Consider the following 21,337-nt stretch of genomic DNA (forward strand, 5'->3'; position numbering starts at 1 on the left):
CGCGAAACGTTGATACGGGGTTCTATCCGCGATGTCTCGTGGCGACGCCCCTAACTGTATTTGGCCTAATCCTTCCCGCGGCGATCCGATTGGTCGCCGCGCGAAATTCGTGTTTGTTTGTTCTGGGCGATGTTTCGGAACTGAGACTTAATGCATGGAAAGGCGACGATCTCGCCGATCATGCACGGAGAGCGGGGATAGGACGTTGCAACATCGGGAAACAAGGGGAGCGCTGCTGGCAACTTTCAGCCGCGCAGCCGCGATATCCGTTTCGCTGTTCGCGTTGAGCGGCTGCGTGTCTGCCGTCGCTGATAGCGAAGCAGCAAATGCGTTGAAGGTAGAGGAAGCGCAAGACGCTCTGCAGGTCGCCGATTCGCCCCAGACCGGCGCGACCGTTCGCGACGCTCAAGTGTCGGCGGTTGGCAGCAACCCGCAGGCAGCCCAAGGCAATAGCGCTCTCGCGCCGGGTCAGGCCCCCGCGCAACAGGGTGGGCCGCTGACCATGCAGAGCACGGGCCTGCGTGCGGCCTCATCGAGCATCTATGGCCAGGCTCCGGCCGCGGCCGGTCAAGCGGCGATGGCGGGCGCACAGCCGCAGGCGACGGGCTCCGTCCCGGCCACAGGCGCTGCCCAGCCGAGCATGAACGCAACGACGAACAGCCTCTTCAGCGGCAGCCAAGGACAGGGGCAAATCCAGCCTCAGCCTCAGCCTCAGCCGCAACCCCAGCCGATCATCCAGCCGCAGCAAGGCGCATCGAATGAGACTTCCGGCGCCCCGTCCGATACAGCAGTGATGGCCTATGCCGCCCCGGAAGGCGCTACTCTTCCCGCCTCGGTACCGCTGCCCTTGAGCGCGCAAGCCGCCCTCGGCGGCAAGACATCGCGCGTGCTTCAGCCCGTACAAGCTGTTGAGCAGGCGCAGGCGGCAACAGACGTGGCGACCCAGGCCGCCACGGCCACGCCGAACGCCAAGGCCAGCGAAAGCGGCTCCAAGGAAGTACCGAAGACCTGGACGCTTGCGAGCCTGTTTGCGGGAAAACGCAAGGAGAAACAGCAGCAGGAAACGGCGCGCGCAGCGCAGCCGGCTGAGAAAAAAAACCATCACCACCAGCAACGCCAGCCAGCCGCAGATGGCCTCGCTCGCCTATCAGGGCCTGCCCGGCGTCAAGATGAGCCCGCTGTTCAGCGTGGCGCATGAAGACCACGCGGCGGACGAAGAGGACGCACCGGTTCAGGTCGCCTCCCTTTCCGGCTTGGCCCGTCTGGCACCAAGCGGCCTTATCCTGCAGACCGAAAAGGTCGAGGCCGGCTGCTTCAAGCCGGAGCTGATGCAGATGCTCAAACAGGTTGAAACGCATTACGGCCGCCAAGTGATGGTGACTTCGGGCCTGCGCCCGATCAAGGTCAACCGCGCAAAGCAATCCCTCCATACGCGCTGCGAGGCGGCAGACATCCAGGTGAAGGGCGTCAGCAAGTGGGAGTTGGCAGATTTCCTGCGCAGCATTCCCGGGCGCGGTGGCGTTGGAACCTACTGCCACACGGAATCGGTTCATATCGACATCGGCGCCCAGCGCGATTGGAACTGGCGCTGCCGCCGCGGCAAGGGCTGAAGGCAAGCCCTTGTTTCCATGAGCTAATCCGCAGGATCCGTCCATCTTTTCCGGCTTTTGCATTTTTTACAGAAAAATGAAAATTGCCGCTTGCGGTAATCAAATCGCCTGACTATAAGACGCCCACACAGCAAGTGCGCCCTTCGTCTATCGGTTAGGACACCAGATTTTCATTCTGGGAAGAGGGGTTCGACTCCCCTAGGGCGTGCCACTGTGACCCTCCCCTTCAGATGATTTTGTTATTGGTGATCGGCAGTTTCTTGCCGAGAATTCAGCGTGCGCTCGAATATGCGATGCGCACATGCACGCCGAACGGGTGCAGATTTTTCCGTTTCTTTTTCACGGGAAAAGCACACGAATTTTCAGATTCACGCTTGCAGTCTGCAAAGGCGCTGCCTATAAGGCGCCCACACAGCAAGTGCGCCCTTCGTCTATCGGTTAGGACACCAGATTTTCATTCTGGGAAGAGGGGTTCGACTCCCCTAGGGCGTGCCACTGTGATCCCCTCCCCAGCACATTCGTTTCCGTTTTGGCGCCGATTGCATCGACCCATGCCCCTCGGCTTCAGGCATCTGCGCCATGTTCTTAGCCGTTGATTTTTCCTGCATTTTCCCCAGAAAAACCTCAAAAATCCTGACATTAGCGCTTGCAGCCGGCAAAAGCGCTGACTATAAGACGCCCACACAGCAAGTGCGCCCTTCGTCTATCGGTTAGGACACCAGATTTTCATTCTGGGAAGAGGGGTTCGACTCCCCTAGGGCGTGCCACTGTGACCTTCCCCTCGACATTGTTGATGTTCGGCCTGCACGTCTTCGCAGGACCAAAAATAGTCATGCTCCGTCCCGTGGCGCGGAGTACTTCTGCCCCGTCTCTGACGCAGGTTCACAGGAGATGACTGGACTCGATCCCGGCAGATAGTCATGCATTCCAAGCGGCACCGCAGAGCTTGACGGAATATAGATTCAGGCTGCCGGCTACATTGCCTTGGCAGCGTCGCTTACACGCAACTGCACGCGCCGCTGGCCTTGCCAAAGATCGGCCGAAACCGAACCCGCAACATGAATGGATGCGCCACGGCTGGCGAACAGGAAGTCGCCGAGCGGCGTCTCCACGGCCCGAAAGGCGATACCTTCGAGGCGGCTGCCGTCTTGCCCTTCGAGGGTCACCTTGATGTGGTTGGCTCCAACCTGGCGGCAGTCGCGCAGCCGATGCAGGGGGAAGGCGAAGACCGGCTGCGGATGGGCGGAGCCGTAGGGGCCGGCCTGCTCCAGCAGATCGATCAGTTCCAGCGTTGCGCCAGACGCGCCGAGCGCGCCGTCCACCTTCAGCGTCTGCACCGCAACGAGGTCCCGCACGGCTGCTTCAGCCTTCTCCTCAAAGAATTGGCGCAACCGGCCGAGCTTTGCCCGCTCGACCGTCAGGCCTGCGGCCATGGCGTGGCCGCCGCCTTTCACCAACAATCCGCCGTCGACGGCGGCACGAACCATCTTTCCCATGTCGAAACCAGCAATCGACCGACCCGATCCGGTGCCGCGACCATTCGGATCGAAGGCAATGGCAAAGGTCGGGCGACGGAATTTCTCTTTTATTCTCGCCGCGATCAGCCCGACGATACCGGGGTGCCAGTTCTCCCGCGCCGTCACAATGACGGAGGCGCCCTCGCCCGTGCCGTACTCAGCCAGAACCTCGGCCTCGGCCTCGGCCAACATCGCCGCTTCCATCGCCTGCCGCTCGCGGTTGAGCTCGTCGAGCCGTGCCGCAATCGTTTCAGCCGCAGCACTATCGTCCATCGTCAACAGGCGGCTGCCAAGCGCCGCGTCCCCGATGCGCCCGCCCGCATTGATGCGTGGCCCGACCAGAAAGCCGAGATGATATGGCGTCACGGGACCGCCGATCGCCGCCTTGCGCAACAGCGCGGCCAGCCCGACATTGCCCATATGCCGGGCTGCAATCAGCCCCTTGACCACATAGGCGCGATTGAGCCCCTTCAGCGGCACCACATCACAAACGGTTGCGAGTGCCACGAGATCGAGTTGCGCCAGTAGATCGAAAGTCCCAACGCGCGCATCACCAGCGGCGCGCAGCACCCGCACGGCATTGACGAGAACGAGATAGACGACGCCGGCAGCGCAAAGGTGCCCCTGGCCGGAGAGATCGTCCTCGCGGTTGGGATTGACCAGTGCATGGCATGGCGGCAACGTCGAGCCGACCTGGTGATGGTCGATGACGACGACGTCGATACCGCGTTGGGCCGCGACAGCGAGCGATTCATGGCTGGTCGAGCCACAGTCGACGGTGACGATGAGCCTGGCCCCGTTATCGATCAACTGTTCGATCGCCTGTGGGTTGGGGCCATAGCCTTCAAAGATGCGATCGGGGATGTAGATCTCGACCTCGAGCCCGAAATGTTCGAGGAAGCGCGCCATCAGCGCCGAGGATGCAGCGCCATCGACGTCGTAGTCGCCGAAGACCACTACCTTCTCGCGCCTGGATATTGCCAGCGACAGGCGCTCTGCCGCTTTGCGGCAGTCGGTCAAGGTGTCGGGGTCCGGCATCAGCGAGCGAAGCGTCGGGTCGAGGAAGGTCGCGGCATCGTCGAGCGAAACGCCACGGCCGGCCAGCACGCGTCCAATGAGATCGGAATAGCCATGAACCTGGCTGATCGCCAGCGCGCGGTTCTGCCCGGCCTGGTCGAGACGAGAGACCCAGCGCTGACCGCTGATCGATCGCTCGACGCCCAGAAAAGCTCGCTGTATCGGGTCTACCGGTTCTTCCATGCTGTCCACCTGCCTCAATCTCTTCGTTATCAGCGAACAATGCGCGCACGCAAAACCCGGCATGAAAAAGGCCCCACCGACGCCAATGGTCGATGGGGCCCGTTCTCAACAGCTTTGCACCTTGAGCTAGGCTGCCTTCGGCCGCTCGATGCGGATCACCTGCGGCTCGCCGACCAGATAGCCCTCGCTCTTGATCGCGACGATCGCATCGCGCACCGAATGCTCGGCGGTCGCGTGCGTCACCAAAATGATCGTCTGCGGCTCGTCCGATTCCTTCGGGTGCTTGGAATGCTGCATGATCGATTCCAGCGAAATGCCGTTTTCGGCCATGCGCGAAGCAATGCTCGCAAAGACGCCTGTGCGATCGACGACCTTCAGGCGGATGAAGTAGCCGCCTTCGTGGCTCTGGATCTGCGCGCGCTTGTAAGGCAGCAGCGCATTGGTCGGACGACCAAATGCGGGCACATGCTGGGCGCCAGGGCGGCTCTTGGCGATATCGGCGACGTCGCCGAGAACGGCCGACGCCGTCGCGTTGCCGCCGGCACCCGGACCGACCATCAGCAGCTCGCCGAGAATATCGGATTCGATCGCGACCGCATTGGTGACGCCATCGACCTGAGCGATCACCGAATCATAGGGAACCATCGTTGGATGTACGCGCTGCTCGATGCCGCTTTCGGTGCGCTGGGCGACCCCGAGAAGCTTGATCCGGTATCCGAGATCGGCCGCGGCATTGATATCGTCGATGGAGATATTGGTGATGCCTTCGAGATAGATGTCGTCGGCCGCAATCGCCGTGCCGAAGGCAAGGCTCGTCAGGATCGATAGCTTGTGGGCGGTATCGTTGCCTTCGATGTCGAAGGCCGGGTCGGCCTCAGCATAGCCGAGCCTCTGGGCTTCCTTCAGGCAGGCCTCGAAGGACAGACCCTCCTTCTCCATCTTCGTCAGGATGTAGTTGCAGGTGCCGTTCATGATCCCGTAGACGCGCGAGATCGTGTTGCCGGTCATGGATTCGCGCAGCGCCTTGATGACGGGAATGCCGCCAGCAACGGCAGCTTCGTAGTTGAGCAGCGCGCCGTTGTTCTCGGCAATGGCCGCAAGCTCGATGCCATGTGCTGCCAGCAACGCCTTGTTGGCGGTGACGACATGGATACCACGGCCGAGCGCCGTCTTGACCGCAGCATAGGCCGGGTCGCCGGAACCGCCCATCAATTCGATGAAGACATCGATATCGGCATTGGCAGCGAGCGAGACGGCATCGTCGAACCAGGTGGTCTTCGACAGATCGACTCCACGATCCCTGGAGCGGTCACGCGCCGTTACGGCTGTAATTTCGATTGCCCTGCCACATGTCGTTGCCAGCATCTCGTGACGATCCTGGAGGATTCGCACGAGCGAGGCACCGACGGTACCCAAGCCCGCAATGCCAATTTTGAGGGCATCTGCCATAGCCATTTCCTAACATGTGAGGGTCCCCGCCAGAACGGCGGGGCCGTTGCGGTAGGGGCGCGCGCCTGGCACGCCCCCGTCTTTTACCGATGCGCGTTGAGCGAGATGACGTTGTGCATCGTCTCGTCAGCCGTGGACAGGAACTTCTTGATATTGCGTGCCGCCTGACGAATGCGGTGCTCGTTTTCGACGAGCGCCAGACGCACATAGTCGTCACCCTGCTCGCCGAAGCCGATGCCCGGCGCTACGGCCACATCGGCCTTCTCTACAAGCAGCTTTGAGAATTCGAGCGATCCGAGATGACGGAACTTCTCCGGGATCTTGGCCCAGGCAAACATCGTGGCTGCCGGCGGCGGCACGTCGAAGCCGGCCTTGCCGAAGCTTTCGACCATCACGTCGCGACGGCGCTTGTAGATGTTGCGGACCTCGGCGATGTCGCTGCCGTCACCGTTAAGTGCCTGGGTGGCGGCAACCTGGATCGGCGTGAACGCACCATAGTCGAGATAAGACTTCACGCGCGTCAGCGCCGCGATCAACCGCTCGTTGCCGACGGCAAAGCCCATGCGCCAACCGGGCATGGAAAACGTCTTCGACATCGAGGTGAACTCGACCGCGATGTCGATCGCGCCCGGCACCTCGAGCACGGATGGTGGCGGCGCATCGTTGAAGTAGATTTCCGAATAGGCCAGATCCGACAAGACGATGATGTCGTGCTTCTTCGCGAATGCCACGACTTCCTTATAGAAATCGAGCGTCGCAACCTGCGCCGTCGGGTTCGACGGGTAATTGAGGATCAGCGCCAGCGGCTTCGGGATCGAATGGCGAACGGCGCGCTCCAGCGGCCCGAAGAATGTGTCGTCCGGCTCGACCGAGATCGAGCGGATGACGCCACCGGCCATCAGAAAGCCGAAGGCATGGATCGGATAGGTCGGATTAGGGCACAGGATCACGTCGCCCGGCGCGGTGATCGCCTGAGCCATGTTGGCAAAGCCTTCCTTGGAGCCAAGGGTGGCGACGACCTGCGTGTCCGGGTTCAGTTTGACGCCGAAGCGGCGGGCGTAATAGGCGGCCTGGGCACGACGCAGCCCGGGAATGCCCTTCGACGACGAATAACGATGCGTGCGCGGGTCCTGAACGGCCTCGCAGAGCTTGTCGACAATCGACTGCGGAGTGGGAAGATCCGGATTGCCCATGCCGAGGTCGATGATGTCAGCACCGGCCGCTCGCGCGCTTGCTTTCAAACGGTTGACCTGTTCGAAAACATAAGGCGGCAAACGCCGGACTTTGTGAAACTCTTCCATCTCCAAACCTCGTTTGGCGCACGTATCCGCCAGCGGTTGGCCGTCGCGAAAACATGCGCTTTGGTGAACGGCCGTCATTGCGGCCATTGAACGCTTTGCGTCCAAATCACCTGAAACGCAAGTGCTAATTCGTGATCTGTTTCAACGTGTCGGAGCCGTGGTCTTCGGCAAGCTTTCGCATTTCCTTCATGCGACGCTGATACTCCGCTTCGGAGATGGAGCCGGATTTGCGCGCGGCACCGAGCGCGGACAGCCGCGCCTGCATATCGGCGGCTTCCTGATTGGTCATCTGCTGCGTTGCCGCAGGCTTCTGACCGTAGACGGAGGGATAATTTTCGAAATCGGTCTTCTGGCTGTTGCAGCCCGCAAGCGTGCCGAGGAGAATGATCCCGGCAACCCAGGTGATGGAGCGCTGTTTTCCGACGGCGAGCATACTGGCAAAGACCTCTGTTTTCGTGGCGCGACGATGCGCTAGCCCTTGTAATCATTTTCGGGCAGAATGTAAAAATACAAAACAAACAAGATGCTGTGGAGGAAACCGGGTGACAGCAGACAGGAATGCCGAAGGCAAGGACGGCTTTGCTGGCTTCGACCCGAAGTCCGTTGAACCCTACATCGTCAAGGATCCCGAAGGCCTCGCGGTCAACCTTGCCCGCGCAATGGAGCAGCTCGGCAAGGCGGCCTCAGCCTGGCTTGCGCCGCGCGAAACCGGCGAAAAATCCGACGTCTTCTCCGAACCTGTCACCGACATGGTCAAAACCCTCTCCAGGGTTTCCGAGTATTGGCTTTCCGATCCACGCCGGACGCTCGAAGCCCAGACCCATCTGATGGGCAGTTTCTTCGAGATGTGGTCTCGAACCTTGCATCGCATGTCCGGTGATGTTGTCGCCACCGATCCCGTGAGCTTGCAGCGCACCGACAAGCGCTTCGCCGACGAGGACTGGGTAAAAAACCCGTTCTTCGATTTCGTCCGGCAGGCCTATTTCATCACGTCGGACTGGGCTGACAAGATGGTGCGCGACGCGGAAGGGCTGGACGACCACACCAAACACAAGGCTGCCTTTTACGTCAGGCAGATTTCGAGTGCGCTCTCTCCGACCAATTTCGTCACCACCAACCCTCAGCTCTACCGGGAAACGGTTGCGACGAGCGGCGCCAATCTCGTCAAGGGCATGCAAATGTTTGCCGAGGACGTGGTGGCCGGTCGCGGCGATCTCAGGATGCGCCAGACCGATACCAGCAAATTCGCGATCGGCGAAAACATCGCGATCACCCCCGGCAAGGTGGTCGCGCAGAGCGACGTCTGCCAGGTGATCCAGTACGAGGCCTCGACGGAAACGGTGCTCAAGCGTCCGCTGTTGATCTGCCCGCCCTGGATCAACAAGTTCTACGTGCTCGACCTCAACCCGCAGAAATCCTACATCAAGTGGGCGGTCGATCAGGGACACACGGTGTTCGTCATCTCCTGGGTCAATCCGGACGAGCGGCATGCGGCCAAGGATTGGGAAGCCTATGCCCGCGAAGGCATCGGCTTTGCGCTCGACACCGTCGAACAGGCGACCGGCGAACGGGACGTGAATGCCATCGGCTATTGCGTCGGTGGAACGCTATTGGCCGCAACACTGGCGCTCCATGCCGCAGAGGGCGACGAGCGCATCCGCTCGGCAACGCTGTTTACCACCCAGGTCGACTTCACTCACGCCGGTGATCTCAAGGTCTTCGTCGACGAAGACCAGATCAGCCAGATGGAAGCCAACATGCGGGTGGCCGGCTATCTCGACGGCTCGAAAATGGCGACCGCGTTCAACATGCTGCGCGCCTCCGAACTGATCTGGCCCTACTTCGTCAACAACTACCTCAAGGGGCAGGAGCCCCTGCCCTTCGACCTGCTCTACTGGAATTCCGATTCGACCCGGATGCCGGCGGCCAACCATTCGTTCTACCTGCGCAACTGCTACCTGGAAAACCGTCTGTCGAAGGGCGAGATGATGCTGGCCGGCAAGCAGGTATCGCTGGGTGACGTCAAGATCCCGATCTACAACCTGGCAACCAAGGAAGACCATATCGCTCCGCCGCGCTCCGTTTTCCTCGGCAGTTCCTCCTTCGGTGGCAAGGTCACATACGTGCTTTCCGGCTCGGGCCACATCGCCGGCGTCGTGAACCCACCGGACAAGGGCAAGTACCAGTTCTGGACCGGCGGTCCTCCCAAGGGAGAGTTCGACGATTGGGTCAAAACGGCCACGGAGACCCCCGGGTCCTGGTGGCCGCACTGGCATCAGTGGATCGAAAAGCTGGACAAGAAGCGCGTGCCCGCGCGCAAGCCCGGCGGCACGCTCAACACGCTGGAAGAGGCGCCCGGCTCCTATGTGCGCGCCCGCGCCTGACCAAAGTGTGAACAGATCTTGATTTTCGATCGGCCACTCGTGCCCGCCACGCTCGTGCAGCGCTACAAACGCTTTCTATTCGACGCTCTCCTCGCCGATGGTACGGCATTGACCGGCTCATGCCCCAACACCGGGTCGATGCGCGGACTGACGACGCCGGGTTCGCGCATCTGGATGTCGGAGCATGATAGCCCGACGCGCAAGTACCGGCAGATGCTCGAAATCGTCGAGGCGGATGGTACGCTGGTCGGCATCAACACCGGCCTGCCCAACCGTCTGGCGGAAGAGGCCATTCGGCTCGGACTTGTCGCCGACCTTCATCTCTACGAGAACCTCGCCCGCGAGCAGAAATACGGGCGCAATTCGCGAATCGACATTCTCTTGAGCGACAGCCTGCGCGGTCTTGCCTATGTCGAGGTGAAGAATGTGCATTTCAGTCGCAACCCTGGCGTGGCCGAGTTTCCCGACAGCCCGACTGCACGTGGCGCCAAGCACCTCGAAGAACTGGGAGACATGGTCGAAGCCGGCCATCGCGCGATCATGGTCTACCTAGTGCAGCGCAGCGATTGCGATCACCTGCAGATCTGCCGCGACTACGACCCTGTATATGCCGCTGCCTTCGATCGTGCCATGACCAGAGGTGTCGAGGCCTATGCGGTGAAATGCCTGGTATCGCCCTCCGAGATAGCACCGATCGGCTTGATCGCAATCGATGAGGCAGGTGCCAGCGCTATTCGCAACTTCGCCTGAGTTACCGATTTGGCACGCACGGCATCGCCAACCCTTAGCAACCTGCAACATTCTACGGATAGGCGCAGGCATTGATCCGCGTTAGGCTTGCCGATCTGCTTAGCGGAAGATCGCGGCTGCGAAATACTGTGCGCTGCGCCCTATATCAGTCCCTCAAGGTGCACGGCAGTGGACGAGGCTGCCCCTGCTGGATTATGAAATTCGACAGGAAACAACTGAAAGTTCTGGAATGGTGACTTACATCGAGGCAGGGTCCGCGCCCTATAAGAACACCGGCGTCATCCGCCTCTACGGACCGGAGGGGTTCGAAGGTATGCGCAAGGCCTGTCAGGTGACGGCGCGTTGCCTCGACGAACTGGTGTCGCGCGTTCGGCCCGGGGTGACGACCGAGGAGATCGACCGCTTCGTCTTCGAGTTCGGCATGGACAACGGCGCGCTTCCGGCAACGCTGAACTACCGCGGCTATACCAAGTCGTCCTGCACCTCGATCAACCACGTTGTCTGCCACGGTATTCCGAACGACAAGCCGCTTCGCGACGGCGATATCGTCAATATCGACGTGACCTATGTGATCGATGGCTGGCACGGCGATTCCAGCCGCATGTATCCGGTCGGCGAGATCAAACGTGCCGCCGAGCGGCTTCTCGACGTGACGCATGAGTGCCTGATGCGCGGCATTGCCGCCGTGCGTCCTGGCGCCCGCACCGGCGCGATCGGCGAAGCCATCCAGGCCTATGCCGAAGCCGAACGGTGCTCGGTCGTACGCGACTTCTGCGGACACGGCGTCGGCCGGCTTTTCCACGACGCTCCCAACATCCTGCATTACGGCCGCGCCAACGAGGGGCCGGAACTGCGCGAAGGCATGATCTTCACCATCGAGCCGATGATCAATCTCGGTCGCCCGCACGTGAAGGTGCTTGCCGATGGCTGGACGGCGGTAACACGCGACCGTTCTCTCTCGGCGCAGTACGAGCATACGGTCGGCGTCACGGCTGATGGCTGCGAGATCTTCACGCTCTCGCCGGCCGGCCTCTTCAAGCCTGACATGGCCGCCATGGGCGCCGCATGAAGAAAAACTCCCGCTCATCCGCAGGCGATGCGACGCAGCCGGCGGACGAACGGTCGTTTTTTGCGGATCTGCAGCCGCAGGACGCGCATGTCTCAGACGCGGCAGCTCAGGCGGTCGAGGCGCACTATCTTGGCCACCGTGATCGGCTGCGAACACGGTATCGCGAGCACGGCGACGCCGCGCTTGCCGACTACGAACTCCTCGAAATGCTGCTGTTCCGGCTTATCCCGCGCAAGGATACCAAGCCGATTGCCAAGGCGCTGCTGACGCGCTTTGGCACGCTTGCCGGTGTATTCGGCGCACCGCTCCCGTTGCTGCAGGAGGTCAAGGGTGTTGGCGAATCGGTCGCGCTCGACCTGAAGCTCGTCTCGACGATCGGGCACCGAACGCTGAAGAGTGACCTGCGCAAGAAGCACATTCTCTCGTCCTGGTCGGCGGTGATCGAATATTGCCACGCGGCTATGGCCTATGAGACCAAGGAGCAATTCCGGATATTATTCCTCGACAAGCGTAATGCGTTGATTGCCGACGAGGTCCAGCAGACGGGCACGATCGACCACACGCCTGTCTATCCGCGCGAGGTCGTCAAGCGCGCACTCGAATTGTCGGCAACCGCGATCATCCTTGCGCATAATCACCCCTCAGGCGACCCCACGCCGTCGCGGGCGGATATCGACATGACCAAGCTGATCGTCGAGACAGCCAAGCCGCTCGGCATTGCGGTGCACGATCACATCATCATCGGCAAGGACGGCCATGTAAGCCTGAAGGGGCTGCGCCTCTTCTAGAGCGTTTCCGATTTGGACGGAATCGCACAAACGCTTTTTTACGCATTTCCTGATGGAAAACCGCTTCGCACTTTTCCTGGAAATGCTCTAGCCGCCGGGCTTTGCAATCAAAGCCATCGGGCGCGGCGGAAGAAGCGATACAGCGTCAGGCAGAGCCCGATGATCACGGCCAGCACCACGAAATAACCGTAGCGGAATTTAAGCTCCGGCATGTCGTCGAAGTTCATCCCGTAGATACCGGCAATTGCCGTCGGCACTGCAAGGATAGCTGCCCAGGAGGCAAGCTTGCGGGAGATCTCCGTCTGCTCGGATTGGCCGATCATCAAGCTGGCTTCAAAGGTGAAGGCCAGAACCTCGCGCAACGCATCGATATCTTCCTGCACGCGGCGGACATGGTCGGTCACATCGCGAAACAGCGGTTGCAGTGCCGCCTCCATGCCGGGCAGATCGATATGCTCGTGCCGCCGGCAGACATCGACCAGCGGCACGGCGGCATTGCGAAGCCTGAGCAGGTTGCGCCGGAGCAGATAGAGCCGTTCGATATCCGCCTTCTCCAGCCGTTGGCGAAGCAGACGATCCTCGAGCCGTTCGACTTCCTCGTGAATGGCCTCGATTACCGGCATGTAATTGTCGACGATGAAATCGAGGATCGAATACAGGATATAGTTCTCACCATGAGCAAGGGCAGCGGGTGACGCTTCGCATCGCTGCCGCACGGCCATATAGGAGGTCGAGGCGCCGTGGCGAACCGAGACGACGTAGCCGCGCCCGACGAAGAGATGCGTTTCGCCGAACGCGATTTCGACTCCGACCATATGAGCGGTGCGGGCAACGACGAAAATCGAATCGCCATAGATCTCAAGTTTAGGACGTTGATGCGCCTTGCAGGCGTCTTCGATCGCCAGGTCATGCAGATCGAACTCGCGCTGCACCTGGCGAAGCAACGCAGCATCCGGTTCATGGAGACCGATCCAGATGACGGCATTCGGGCGGTTTCGCCATTTGCTCGCATCTTCCACCTGAATGTCCTGGATGCGCACGCCGTTTTCGTAGACCGCAGCGGCGATCACGCCCTGCCTGTCCTCCCCATGCGGCGGTTCCGTGGTGCGCGAATAGTCCGAGCTTGGCTCGTTCATCAGGTCGAACGCCATAGAAGACCTCCCATGCCCGCATGAATTCCATGCACCGGTATGCTATTGGGTCATCGAGCATACGCGTATTTCGTCATATTCGCACCCAACAGGTTTCAAAGACGAAAACCACTTCATCAAACTGTGCGATTGACGATATAGACGCATGCGAGCGAGACTTTTCGCAGCGCACAACGATTCTTCCTTTTTTACGGAAATGCCCATGAACCAGTTCGATCTCATCGTCGTCGGAAGCGGACCCGCCGGCCGCCGTGGCGCCATCCAGGCCGCCAAGCTCGGCAAGAAGGTTCTCGTCATCGAACAGGGCAAACGCGTCGGCGGCGTTTCCGTGCACACGGGCACGATCCCGTCGAAGACCCTGCGCGAAACGGCGCTCAATCTCTCGGGTTGGCGCGAACGCGGCTTTTACGGCCGCTCTTACCGCGTCAAGGAGGAGATCAGCGCCGAGGATCTGCGCCAGCGACTGATCATCACCCTCAATCATGAGGTTGAGGTTCTCGAACACCAGTTTGCCCGCAACCGCGTGCAGCAGATGCGCGGCAAGGCAAGTTTCGTCGATCAGACCACGCTTGAAGTGGTCAAGGACGACGGCGAGACTTTGCTCGTTTCGGCGACCAGCATCATGCTTGCCGTCGGCACGAAGCCATTCCGTCCGGACTACATGCCCTTCGACGGCAAGACCGTGCTCGACAGCGACGAGCTGCTCGATATCTCGCAGTTGCCGCGCTCGCTCGTGGTGATCGGCGCCGGCGTCGTCGGCATCGAATATGCGACGATATTCAGTGCGCTAGACACGCAAGTGACGGTGATCGACCCGAAGACGACGATGCTCGACTTCATCGACAAGGAGATTGTCGAGGACTTCACCTATCAATTGCGCGACCGCAACATGAAACTCCATCTCGGGCAGAAGGCGGAAAAGGTCGAACGGCTCGACGATGGTAAGGTTCTGCTGACGCTCGACAACGGCCGCAGGATCGTGACCGACATGGTGCTCTTTGCCGCCGGCCGCATGGGCGCGACCGACACGCTCAATCTTCCGGCCGCCGGGCTCGAAGCCGACAGCCGCGGTCGGCTCAAGGTCAATCCCGAAACCTTCCAGACCTCAGTGCCCAACATCTACGCCGCCGGCGACGTGGTCGGCTTCCCGAGCCTTGCCTCGACTTCGATGGAACAGGGACGCATTGCTGCTCGCGTCGCAGTCGGCGCCATCGCCATGGAGCCGCAAAAATACTTCCCTTACGGCATCTATGCCGTTCCGGAAATCTCCACCTGCGGCCTTTCAGAAGAGGAGGTCAAGGAGCGCGGCATTGCCTATGAATGCGGCATTGCGCGCTTTCGCGAAACCTCGCGCGGCCACATCATGGGGCTCGACTCCGGTCTTTTGAAGATGATCTTTTCGCTAAAGACGCGCCGCCTGCTCGGCGTGCACATCCTCGGTGAAGGCGCGACCGAGCTGGTTCATATCGGCCAGGCCGTGCTGAACCTCAAGGGCACCGTCGAGTACTTTGTCGAGAACACGTTCAACTATCCGACGCTTGCCGAAGCCTACAAGATTGCCGGCCTCGACGCCTGGAACCGCATGGGCGAGATCAAGCCGACGGCTTAAAATGCCGCGAGGCCGGCCAGGTCGGCCCCGAACAAACCGCCGCGAATCAGATAGCCTCGCCGCCCTGACGTCGCCAAATCCGGCCACTTGAGAACGGCATCAAGTGATCGGCCTGGGCTTCGTTTTCACGCATACGGCCCGAATATGCTGCGCATCGTCGGGCCGTGTTTTGGCGAGCGATTGAGCATGGCACTACGCATCCTCTCCCAGAATGCCTGGGGCGGCAAGCTGCATGCGCCGCTGATACCGTATCTTGTCGAAGTCAACGCAGACATCCTGTGTCTGCAGGAGGTCGTGCGCTCTCCGGAGACGAGGTCAGAGTGGCTCCTTTACCGCGATCGCGATGTCGAGCTGCCGCAGCGCGCCAATCTCTTCGACGAGATCTGCGCAGCCCTGCCTGATCATGACGGGTATTTCTGCCCGACGTCGAGAGGCGAGCTTTCCGATGGCGATCGTATGGTCCATTCCGAATTCGGATTGGCGACATTCGTGCGCAAATCCTTTCCCGTCATCGGCCAGGCGCTCGATTTCGTCCATGGCGAGTTTTCGCCCGACGGTTGGGGCGAACATCCGCGCGCCCGAAATGCCCACTGCCTCCGCCTCTTCAACTATGAGCATGGCTTTTCCATAACCATCGCGCAGATGCACGGCCTGCGGACCACGAACGGCAAGGGCGACACGCCGGAGCGGCAGGCGCAGGCGGATGCGCTGGTACAACTTATCGGCCGCATTTGGCCCGGAAACGAAAGGCTCGTCGTCTGCGGCGATTTCAATGTCCTGCCTGAAAGCGCAACCTTTGCGGCGCTCGGCAGTCTCGGCCTGTCCGATCTCGTCACCGGTCGAGGTCACACGGATACACGCACATCGCACTACGGCAAATCAGGGCGTTACGCCGATTACATGCTGGCCACGCCGGATGTCGATGTCATCAGCTTCGACGTTGTCGAACAACCGGAAGTCTCGGATCACCGGGCGTTGCTGCTCGATCTTCGGTAAAGCAAAACGTCTCTGTGCACCCACCACGCACGACAAACATTTCCCCAACAGAAAAGGCCCCGCCGTAAACGGCAGGGCCTCAATTTGTAAGCAATCGAAGAAGTGATTACTCGGCGCTGTCGTCAGCAGCCTTTTTCTTGGCCGGAGCCTTCTTCTTCGGAGCAGCGGCTTCTTCGCCTTCAGCGGCGTCAGCCTTGGCAGCGGCCTTCTTCTTGGCCGGAGCCTTCTTGGCAGCCTTGCCTTCGGTTTCTTCGTCGTCAGCCGTCAGCTCTTCCTTGGAAACCGTCTTGTCGGTTACCGAGATCTCGGAGAGCAGGTGATCGACAACCTTCTCTTCGAACAGCGGAGCGCGCAGCGAAGCGGCGGCACCAGGCGTGTTCTTGAAGTAGTCGAGGATCTGCTTTTCCTGGCCCGGGAACTGGCGGAGCTGTTCGAACAGCGAACGCTGCAGTTCGTCGTCGCTGACCTGAACGCCGGCCTTTTCGCCGATTTCCGAGAGAACGAGGCCGAGGCGAACGCGACGCTCAGCGAGCTTGCGGTATTCGGCGCGTGCTTCTTCTTCGGTGGTTTCTTCGTCAGCGAAGGTCTTGCCGGCCTGCTGCAGATCGGTGTTGATCTGACGCCAGATGTTTTCGAATTCGGCTTCGACGAGGCGCTCCGGCGTATCGAACTGGTAGAGTTCGTCGAGCTGGTCGAGGATCTGACGCTTCACCTTCTGGCGGGTCAGCGAGCCGTACTGGCTCTCGATCTGGCCGCGAACGATTTCCTTCAGCTTGTCAGCCGATTCGAGGCCGAGCTTGGTGGCCAGTTCGTCGTTGATTTCGATGTCCTGGGCCGAAGCAACGTCCTTGACGGTGATGTCGAAGGTGGCTTCCTTGCCAGCGAGGTTCGCTGCCGGGTAATCGGCCGGGAACGTCACGGTGATGGTCTTCTCGTCGCCAGCCTTGACGCCGACGAGCTGCTCTTCGAAGCCCGGGATGAAGCGGTTGGAGCCGAGAACGAGTTCTGCGTCTTCGTCCTTGCCGCCGTCGAAGGCTTCGCCGTCAACCTTGCCGAGGTAGTCGATGGTGACGCGGTCGCCGTTGGCGGCCTTGCCCTTCTTCGATTCGTAGGTGCGAGCGCTTTCAGCGATACGCAGGATCTGCTCGTTGACTTCGTCTTCGGCGATCTCGACGACTTCGCGCGTCACCTTGATGCCGCTGACGTCCTTGAGTTCGATCGCCGGGATGATTTCGTAAGCGACGGTGAACTCGAGGTCAGCCTCAGCGTTGAGGATCTTGTCGGCTTCGGACTCGTCCTCGGTCATCGCGATTTCCGGCTGGGTCGCCGACTTCTCGCCACGGCCCGAAAGGATCTCGGTCGGCTTTTCGCGGACGATCTCGTTGACGAGATCTGCCATGATCGACTTGCCATAGACCTTCTTCAGATGCGCGAACGGCACCTTGCCCGGCCGGAAGCCGTTGATCTTCACACGGTCCTTCACTTCGGCCAGACGCTCGTTCATCCGAGCTTCCATGTCCTTGGCCGGGATAACGACCTTGAGTTCGCGCTTCAGCCCTTGAGCGAGCGTTTCGATAACCTGCATGTTCAAACCTTCATTTCACGTTGACTGTGCTCTTCCCCTTAGAAAGGTCTGGCGAGCACGTGAGCCGATCCATTTGCCGGGAGTGGCTTTACGCAGTTCCGTAACCGTTTTGCAAGCAAAATGGCACTCCAGCCCCCTTCATCATAGCAGAATCCGGACTTTTGGCGCGATGCTTGTCTTGGTGCGGGTAGAGAGACTTGAACTCCCACGCCTTGCGGCACCAGAACCTAAATCTGGCGTGTCTACCAATTTCACCATACCCGCGTTCAGACAATCGCACCGCCTGATCGTATTCCCGCAAGACCAACCAACGGAAATACCGCAGATAGAATGGGCATGCTGAGGTTCAGGGCTTTCCCGAGCGCGGCGTCTCTATATCACTCGTTTTCGCGGGATCAAAGGGAAAATGCGGTTACCCACGACAGATCGATCCGATCCCGCAGCAAGCGGTCAATAGAGCGTCTCTTCGTAGACAGGCGTGCCTTCGACGGCGATCTGCCTTATCTGTGCGCGCCCCGCATTATTGACGCGAACATTGACCGAAAGCGCCTCGGCATTGCGCGCTTGCTCCAGCACCCGGCCCTCGCCCTCCGGAACATAGAATCGCTCGATGCCATATGCGACGTTTATCGATGACGGGTTTTCACTCGACGAAGGGTAATAGGTGAACGGTTGCGATTGAAGCACGACACTGTCATCCGTCGGCGCAAGGGGCTTGAAGGACGCTTGCGCCGCACCCCAGAAGCCGTCCGGTTGTTTTGCCAGACGCACGAAAACCGTCGCTTCCGCCGGCGCCGTCGGCAATCCGTCCTTGAAAAGTGCCGGCGGCAGCCAGGAAATGTCATAGCTCAGGATGACGTAGTCGCCGCGCAGCAGATCCCTCGGATCAACCGGCACGGTCTTCAGCAGGACTTCCTTGCCGTTGCGCAGGATCGAAGCCCGGCTTTCGACCATGTAGCCAAGCGCTGCCGTCTGAAGGACGGCGGCAATCAGCGCGGCGATGAGCGGCGGCAACCAGCGACGCTTTGGCGAGAGACCAGTCATGGCGAAACCTCCTCGCGTCGCGTCCGCATCAGGCGCCCTTCGATCCGGATCACCAGCCAGGCGATCGCCGCCACCAGCAGGCCGGAAATCAGGAAGAAGCCCGAGGTTCCGAGCATTGAGCCCAGCGTCTCGAATGCGAGATAGAGAAGTTCACCAGCAAACGCCGCATAACCGAGGTAACGCACTGCCCCGTTCTGCGCGCCGGCAAGTGCGATCCCAAGCAGAGCGACGATGAGCACGGCCGCGCCGGCGGCCACTTCACTGGTCAAACCGTCAGCTTCAAACTGCAGCACCGAGAAACCGATGAGTGCCAAGGCGAAGGAATAGAATGCGGGCGCGGAGCCGGCTTCAAGCGCGATGGGGCGAAGCGGCGAGCCCGGCATGGCTGCCGCAAGGAAGGCGACAATGCCGCCGCCTGCCAGCGTGCCGGCAAAACCCAAGGACGAGTTCTCGATATAGAGCCAAATCAGCCATCCCGTGACGAGAAGATAGGCGAGGTGCCGCGCGCGACCTGCATCCGTCACACGCACCAGAATGACCACGAGGATGGCGAGCGCCGGGACGAGCCAGGTCTGCCATTCGACGATATCGCCAAGACCGCCCTCCGACAGCAACGTCAGGAAATAGGCCCAGGCCAGCCCGCCGCACACTGTTGTGACAGCCGCCGATCGAAAGGCGAGCGCCGTCACGCAAGCGCCGGCGATCCAGAGCAGGATCGCATCGGCTGCATCACCCGAGAGATGATACATCTGCCCGACCAGGGCAATGCCGGCACCAAACGACATCGCCGCCAGCACCAGAGCCGCCGCGGCCAGGCCGCCATTGCCTCGCCGGAGAAGCAACGCACCGGCAAGATGAAAGCCCCAGATCAAGGCGACAATACCGATCAGGCGGGCAAGACGCGGCAGTGCTTCCCAATTGGCCGCGACAAGCAGCAGGACGGAGGCCGACAGCAGCAGGGCGGCGAGCACCAGCAGAACACGCCCCGCCCGAAAGGTGGATTCGCGACCATCATACTCCGCAAGCATCTGTCGCGCGGAAGCCTCCGGCAGAAGCCCCATGCCAACCCAATGCTTGAAGTCCTTTTCCAGACGACCGCGATACATGCTGCCCCACCTCCTTCGGCGGCCCTGCCCTTGAAGACAAAAACCGAGGCGCTTACCTAATCACGCAATGGCGGAAAAACACAACCATTCGATCGCTCGGACCAGACGTTGGTCCGCCAGGATCTGACGGCTTGCGCAATGCGCATATCTTCCATGCGGATATTGCACTGCACAAATCGATTTAAACACCCTATATTCAAATCATCAGAAGCGAACGAAGGCAAACAGCCAAGCGGACGCTAGCGGCAATGGTCAACCGCCCCGGAGTGCCGGGAAAGACCCGGACGAAAGTTCGATGGAATTCGGAGCGGCGCACTCCTCCTCCCAGCGCCCCTCCGATACGATTGGCAACACTCCTCCTCCCAGTTGCCAATCACCTTCAATGACGCTCGCTGGACCTCCTCCCCCAGCGGGCGTTATTTCTTTTCAGCCCCCCCGTTTTTCATCCATCGCGACCAAGCGAAGCAATTGCACAATATTTGCGCAGATATCTGTCGACTTCACATCGAGGTATGCGCCGCATGCATAGGTGCCATGAGGCAACTGATCTACCCAAATTCGGCAGACTGAAGTACCTTCAACTCATCGATCGGGGCGGCGCACTCCTCCTCCCAGCGCCCCTCGATTTGGATTGGCAGCACTCCTCCTCCCAGTTGCCGATCAGAATAAAACGACGCTCGCTGGATCTCCTCCCCCAGCGGGCGTTGTTTGATTCAGCCATCCTCTTCTCTCTGCAGTCTCTTACGGTTCTGTCGGCATCCGGCAGCACATTGGTGGTATGGCGTCGACATCCCGGCCAGAATGAGACTTGCAATAGCTGCATGGGTGCGATGCAGCATTATCTCTGTAACTTCTGCTAAAATCGATTATATTTCGGGTCATCAGATGACGGCCAGCCGAGAGATAAGCGCTGGCACACGACCCTAGAAAGGATAGGATCATGAACCTCGCACGCTCTTTCAACAATTGGCGCAAGTATCGTCAGACCTGCAACGAACTCGGCCGCATGAGCGACCGGGAACTGAGCGACCTCGGCATCGGCCGCGGCGACATCCAGTACGTTGCACGTCAGGCCATCAAGTAATTCCAGGAGCGCTGCTTCGCGCAGCGCGCCGGACATTACCAACGCCCTCCGGTTCATTCCGGGGGGCGTTTTTCGTTGTCGAAATGCTGCCGCAAAATCACCTTCGCAATTGCGAAAGCGCGTCACCGATCGAGTTCTGCTTATAGCCAAGCAATCGTGCCTGGATTGAAGCTGGGAACCGCGGCGACACCGTCGGGCATCCGCGCAGAAAATAGCGCGATTACAAATCCTTAACGGGCCGCGCACGCACTTTAATCAATCTTTAAGTGATGGCGCGTTTTCGAGCGGGTGCAAATGTTGCCCAGCAATTTGGCGATGCACTGCACAAATGCATAGCAGCTGCATTTTCTTTGCACTCCACCTTCCAATTAGACAAGCGTATAAGAACCTCAACGACGCAGACAGATGGCTGTCGCGACAAACCGATCTTGAGGAAAAAGTCATGAACCCGATTCGTATCGCAAAAAGCTGGATTAACTACCGCCGCACCGTTAGCGAGCTCGGCAACCTGTCGAACCACGCTCTCAATGACATCGGCATCACCCGCTACGATATCCGCAACATCGCATCGCGTTCCTTCCGTTAATCGGAACGAACGACCAGACTTCCAAGACGGTGCCTTCAGGCGCCGTTT

The 21,337-nt window shown here is 60.3% G+C and carries 16 protein-coding genes, 4 tRNA genes and 1 pseudogene; 12 read left to right on the forward strand and 9 right to left on the reverse strand.

Features of this window, described 5'->3' with window-relative positions; genetic code table 11:
- Positions 1–205: 205 nt before the first annotated feature.
- The 4 genes and pseudogenes from BKP54_RS10155 to BKP54_RS10175 all read left to right on the forward strand — a co-directional run bounded on the left by BKP54_RS10155 (position 206) and on the right by BKP54_RS10175 (position 2,377).
- Positions 206–1,610: pseudogene (locus tag BKP54_RS10155) on the forward strand (D-Ala-D-Ala carboxypeptidase family metallohydrolase).
- A gap of 136 nt (positions 1,611–1,746) precedes the next feature.
- A tRNA-Glu gene (locus BKP54_RS10165) sits at positions 1,747–1,821 on the forward strand.
- 209 nt (positions 1,822–2,030) lie between these two features.
- Positions 2,031–2,105 (forward strand) — tRNA-Glu (locus BKP54_RS10170).
- 197 nt (positions 2,106–2,302) lie between these two features.
- Positions 2,303–2,377 (forward strand) — tRNA-Glu (locus BKP54_RS10175).
- Between the two features lie 207 nt (positions 2,378–2,584).
- On the opposite strand, the gene recJ is transcribed toward BKP54_RS10175, so the two are convergent.
- The 4 genes from recJ to BKP54_RS10195 form a co-directional block, all read right to left on the reverse strand.
- Positions 2,585–4,387, reverse strand: coding sequence for a single-stranded-DNA-specific exonuclease RecJ (recJ, locus tag BKP54_RS10180; RefSeq protein ID WP_057205021.1), 1,803 nt, complete (start codon positions 4,385–4,387; stop codon positions 2,585–2,587).
- Between the two features lie 126 nt (positions 4,388–4,513).
- Complete coding sequence (locus BKP54_RS10185; protein WP_025426881.1) at positions 4,514–5,836, reverse strand: homoserine dehydrogenase; 1,323 nt, start codon at positions 5,834–5,836, stop codon at positions 4,514–4,516.
- An 83-nt stretch (positions 5,837–5,919) separates the two neighbouring features.
- Positions 5,920–7,137 carry an LL-diaminopimelate aminotransferase gene (locus BKP54_RS10190; protein ID WP_025426880.1) on the reverse strand — a complete coding sequence of 406 codons (1,218 nt, stop codon included), beginning with the start codon at positions 7,135–7,137 and terminating at the stop codon, positions 5,920–5,922.
- Positions 7,138–7,261: 124 nt separating this feature from the next.
- On the reverse strand, positions 7,262–7,570 hold the full coding sequence (locus BKP54_RS10195) for a hypothetical protein (RefSeq protein ID WP_025426879.1): 309 nt from the start codon (positions 7,568–7,570) through the stop codon (positions 7,262–7,264).
- A gap of 109 nt (positions 7,571–7,679) precedes the next feature.
- Here BKP54_RS10195 and phaC point away from each other — a divergent pair, with 109 nt between their 5' ends.
- From phaC to radC, 4 genes are all read left to right on the forward strand, one after another.
- The gene (gene phaC, locus BKP54_RS10200; protein ID WP_025426878.1) at positions 7,680–9,521 is read left to right on the forward strand and encodes a poly(3-hydroxyalkanoate) polymerase subunit PhaC; all 1,842 of its coding nucleotides are present in this window, start codon (positions 7,680–7,682) and stop codon (positions 9,519–9,521) included.
- Between the two features lie 18 nt (positions 9,522–9,539).
- Positions 9,540–10,271 carry a DNA/RNA nuclease SfsA gene (gene sfsA / locus BKP54_RS10205; protein ID WP_025426877.1) on the forward strand — a complete coding sequence of 244 codons (732 nt, stop codon included), beginning with the start codon at positions 9,540–9,542 and terminating at the stop codon, positions 10,269–10,271.
- 229 nt (positions 10,272–10,500) lie between these two features.
- On the forward strand, positions 10,501–11,340 hold the full coding sequence (gene map / locus BKP54_RS10210; RefSeq protein WP_057205024.1) for a type I methionyl aminopeptidase: 840 nt from the start codon (positions 10,501–10,503) through the stop codon (positions 11,338–11,340).
- Entirely contained in the window at positions 11,337–12,128 is a 792-nt protein-coding gene (gene radC / locus BKP54_RS10215) for a DNA repair protein RadC (RefSeq protein ID WP_025426875.1), read from the forward strand. Before map ends, radC begins: the two co-directional genes overlap by 4 nt.
- A 107-nt stretch (positions 12,129–12,235) precedes the next feature.
- On the opposite strand, the gene BKP54_RS10220 is transcribed toward radC, so the two are convergent.
- Positions 12,236–13,279 (reverse strand): magnesium and cobalt transport protein CorA, encoded by a 1,044-nt coding sequence (locus tag BKP54_RS10220; protein WP_025426874.1) that lies wholly within the window; start codon positions 13,277–13,279, stop codon positions 12,236–12,238.
- Between the two features lie 202 nt (positions 13,280–13,481).
- Between BKP54_RS10220 and sthA the strand changes: the two genes are divergently transcribed.
- Both sthA and BKP54_RS10230 read left to right on the forward strand, forming a co-directional pair.
- Positions 13,482–14,888: a Si-specific NAD(P)(+) transhydrogenase gene (gene sthA / locus BKP54_RS10225; RefSeq protein WP_025426873.1), complete on the forward strand. Its 1,407-nt coding sequence runs from the start codon at positions 13,482–13,484 to the stop codon at positions 14,886–14,888.
- A gap of 186 nt (positions 14,889–15,074) precedes the next feature.
- Entirely contained in the window at positions 15,075–15,884 is an 810-nt protein-coding gene (locus BKP54_RS10230; RefSeq protein WP_084814396.1) for an endonuclease/exonuclease/phosphatase family protein, read from the forward strand.
- 106 nt (positions 15,885–15,990) lie between these two features.
- On the opposite strand, the gene tig is transcribed toward BKP54_RS10230, so the two are convergent.
- The 4 genes from tig to BKP54_RS10250 form a co-directional block, all read right to left on the reverse strand.
- A complete protein-coding gene (tig, locus tag BKP54_RS10235) occupies positions 15,991–17,469 on the reverse strand; it encodes a trigger factor (RefSeq protein WP_025426871.1) in 1,479 nt (492 codons plus the stop codon).
- A 179-nt stretch (positions 17,470–17,648) separates the two neighbouring features.
- A tRNA-Leu gene (locus tag BKP54_RS10240) sits at positions 17,649–17,733 on the reverse strand.
- Between the two features lie 186 nt (positions 17,734–17,919).
- Complete coding sequence (locus tag BKP54_RS10245; RefSeq protein WP_025426870.1) at positions 17,920–18,513, reverse strand: GDYXXLXY domain-containing protein; 594 nt, start codon at positions 18,511–18,513, stop codon at positions 17,920–17,922.
- Positions 18,510–19,619, reverse strand: coding sequence for a DUF2157 domain-containing protein (locus BKP54_RS10250; RefSeq protein WP_057205027.1), 1,110 nt, complete (start codon positions 19,617–19,619; stop codon positions 18,510–18,512). The genes BKP54_RS10245 and BKP54_RS10250 overlap by 4 nt, the downstream gene beginning before the upstream one ends.
- 940 nt (positions 19,620–20,559) lie before the next feature.
- Between BKP54_RS10250 and BKP54_RS10255 the strand changes: the two genes are divergently transcribed.
- Positions 20,560–20,703, forward strand: coding sequence for a DUF1127 domain-containing protein (locus BKP54_RS10255; protein ID WP_067698887.1), 144 nt, complete (start codon positions 20,560–20,562; stop codon positions 20,701–20,703).
- 442 nt (positions 20,704–21,145) lie between these two features.
- Positions 21,146–21,289 (forward strand): DUF1127 domain-containing protein, encoded by a 144-nt coding sequence (locus BKP54_RS10260; RefSeq protein WP_065781539.1) that lies wholly within the window; start codon positions 21,146–21,148, stop codon positions 21,287–21,289.
- Positions 21,290–21,337 lie beyond the last annotated feature (48 nt).

It is taken from the genome of Ensifer sp. 1H6, assembly GCF_001976035.1.
In the GTDB taxonomy this organism is placed as follows: Bacteria; Pseudomonadota; Alphaproteobacteria; order Rhizobiales; family Rhizobiaceae; genus Ensifer; species Ensifer canadensis.

What these genes read in the sequence shown, in the direction of transcription:
- recJ (WP_057205021.1), bottom strand. Translation starts at nt 4,387, where the DNA reads ATGGAAGAACCGGTAGACCCGATACAGCGAGCTTTTCTGGGCGTCGAG.
- BKP54_RS10185 (WP_025426881.1), bottom strand. Translation starts at nt 5,836, where the DNA reads ATGGCAGATGCCCTCAAAATTGGCATTGCGGGCTTGGGTACCGTCGGT.
- BKP54_RS10190 (WP_025426880.1), bottom strand. Translation starts at nt 7,137, where the DNA reads ATGGAAGAGTTTCACAAAGTCCGGCGTTTGCCGCCTTATGTTTTCGAA.
- BKP54_RS10195 (WP_025426879.1), bottom strand. Translation starts at nt 7,570, where the DNA reads ATGCTCGCCGTCGGAAAACAGCGCTCCATCACCTGGGTTGCCGGGATC.
- map (WP_057205024.1), top strand. Translation starts at nt 10,501, where the DNA reads ATGGTGACTTACATCGAGGCAGGGTCCGCGCCCTATAAGAACACCGGC.
- radC (WP_025426875.1), top strand. Translation starts at nt 11,337, where the DNA reads ATGAAGAAAAACTCCCGCTCATCCGCAGGCGATGCGACGCAGCCGGCG.
- BKP54_RS10220 (WP_025426874.1), bottom strand. Translation starts at nt 13,279, where the DNA reads ATGGCGTTCGACCTGATGAACGAGCCAAGCTCGGACTATTCGCGCACC.
- sthA (WP_025426873.1), top strand. Translation starts at nt 13,482, where the DNA reads ATGAACCAGTTCGATCTCATCGTCGTCGGAAGCGGACCCGCCGGCCGC.
- BKP54_RS10230 (WP_084814396.1), top strand. Translation starts at nt 15,075, where the DNA reads ATGGCACTACGCATCCTCTCCCAGAATGCCTGGGGCGGCAAGCTGCAT.
- tig (WP_025426871.1), bottom strand. Translation starts at nt 17,469, where the DNA reads ATGCAGGTTATCGAAACGCTCGCTCAAGGGCTGAAGCGCGAACTCAAG.
- BKP54_RS10245 (WP_025426870.1), bottom strand. Translation starts at nt 18,513, where the DNA reads ATGACTGGTCTCTCGCCAAAGCGTCGCTGGTTGCCGCCGCTCATCGCC.
- BKP54_RS10250 (WP_057205027.1), bottom strand. Translation starts at nt 19,619, where the DNA reads ATGTATCGCGGTCGTCTGGAAAAGGACTTCAAGCATTGGGTTGGCATG.
- BKP54_RS10255 (WP_067698887.1), top strand. Translation starts at nt 20,560, where the DNA reads ATGAACCTCGCACGCTCTTTCAACAATTGGCGCAAGTATCGTCAGACC.
- BKP54_RS10260 (WP_065781539.1), top strand. Translation starts at nt 21,146, where the DNA reads ATGAACCCGATTCGTATCGCAAAAAGCTGGATTAACTACCGCCGCACC.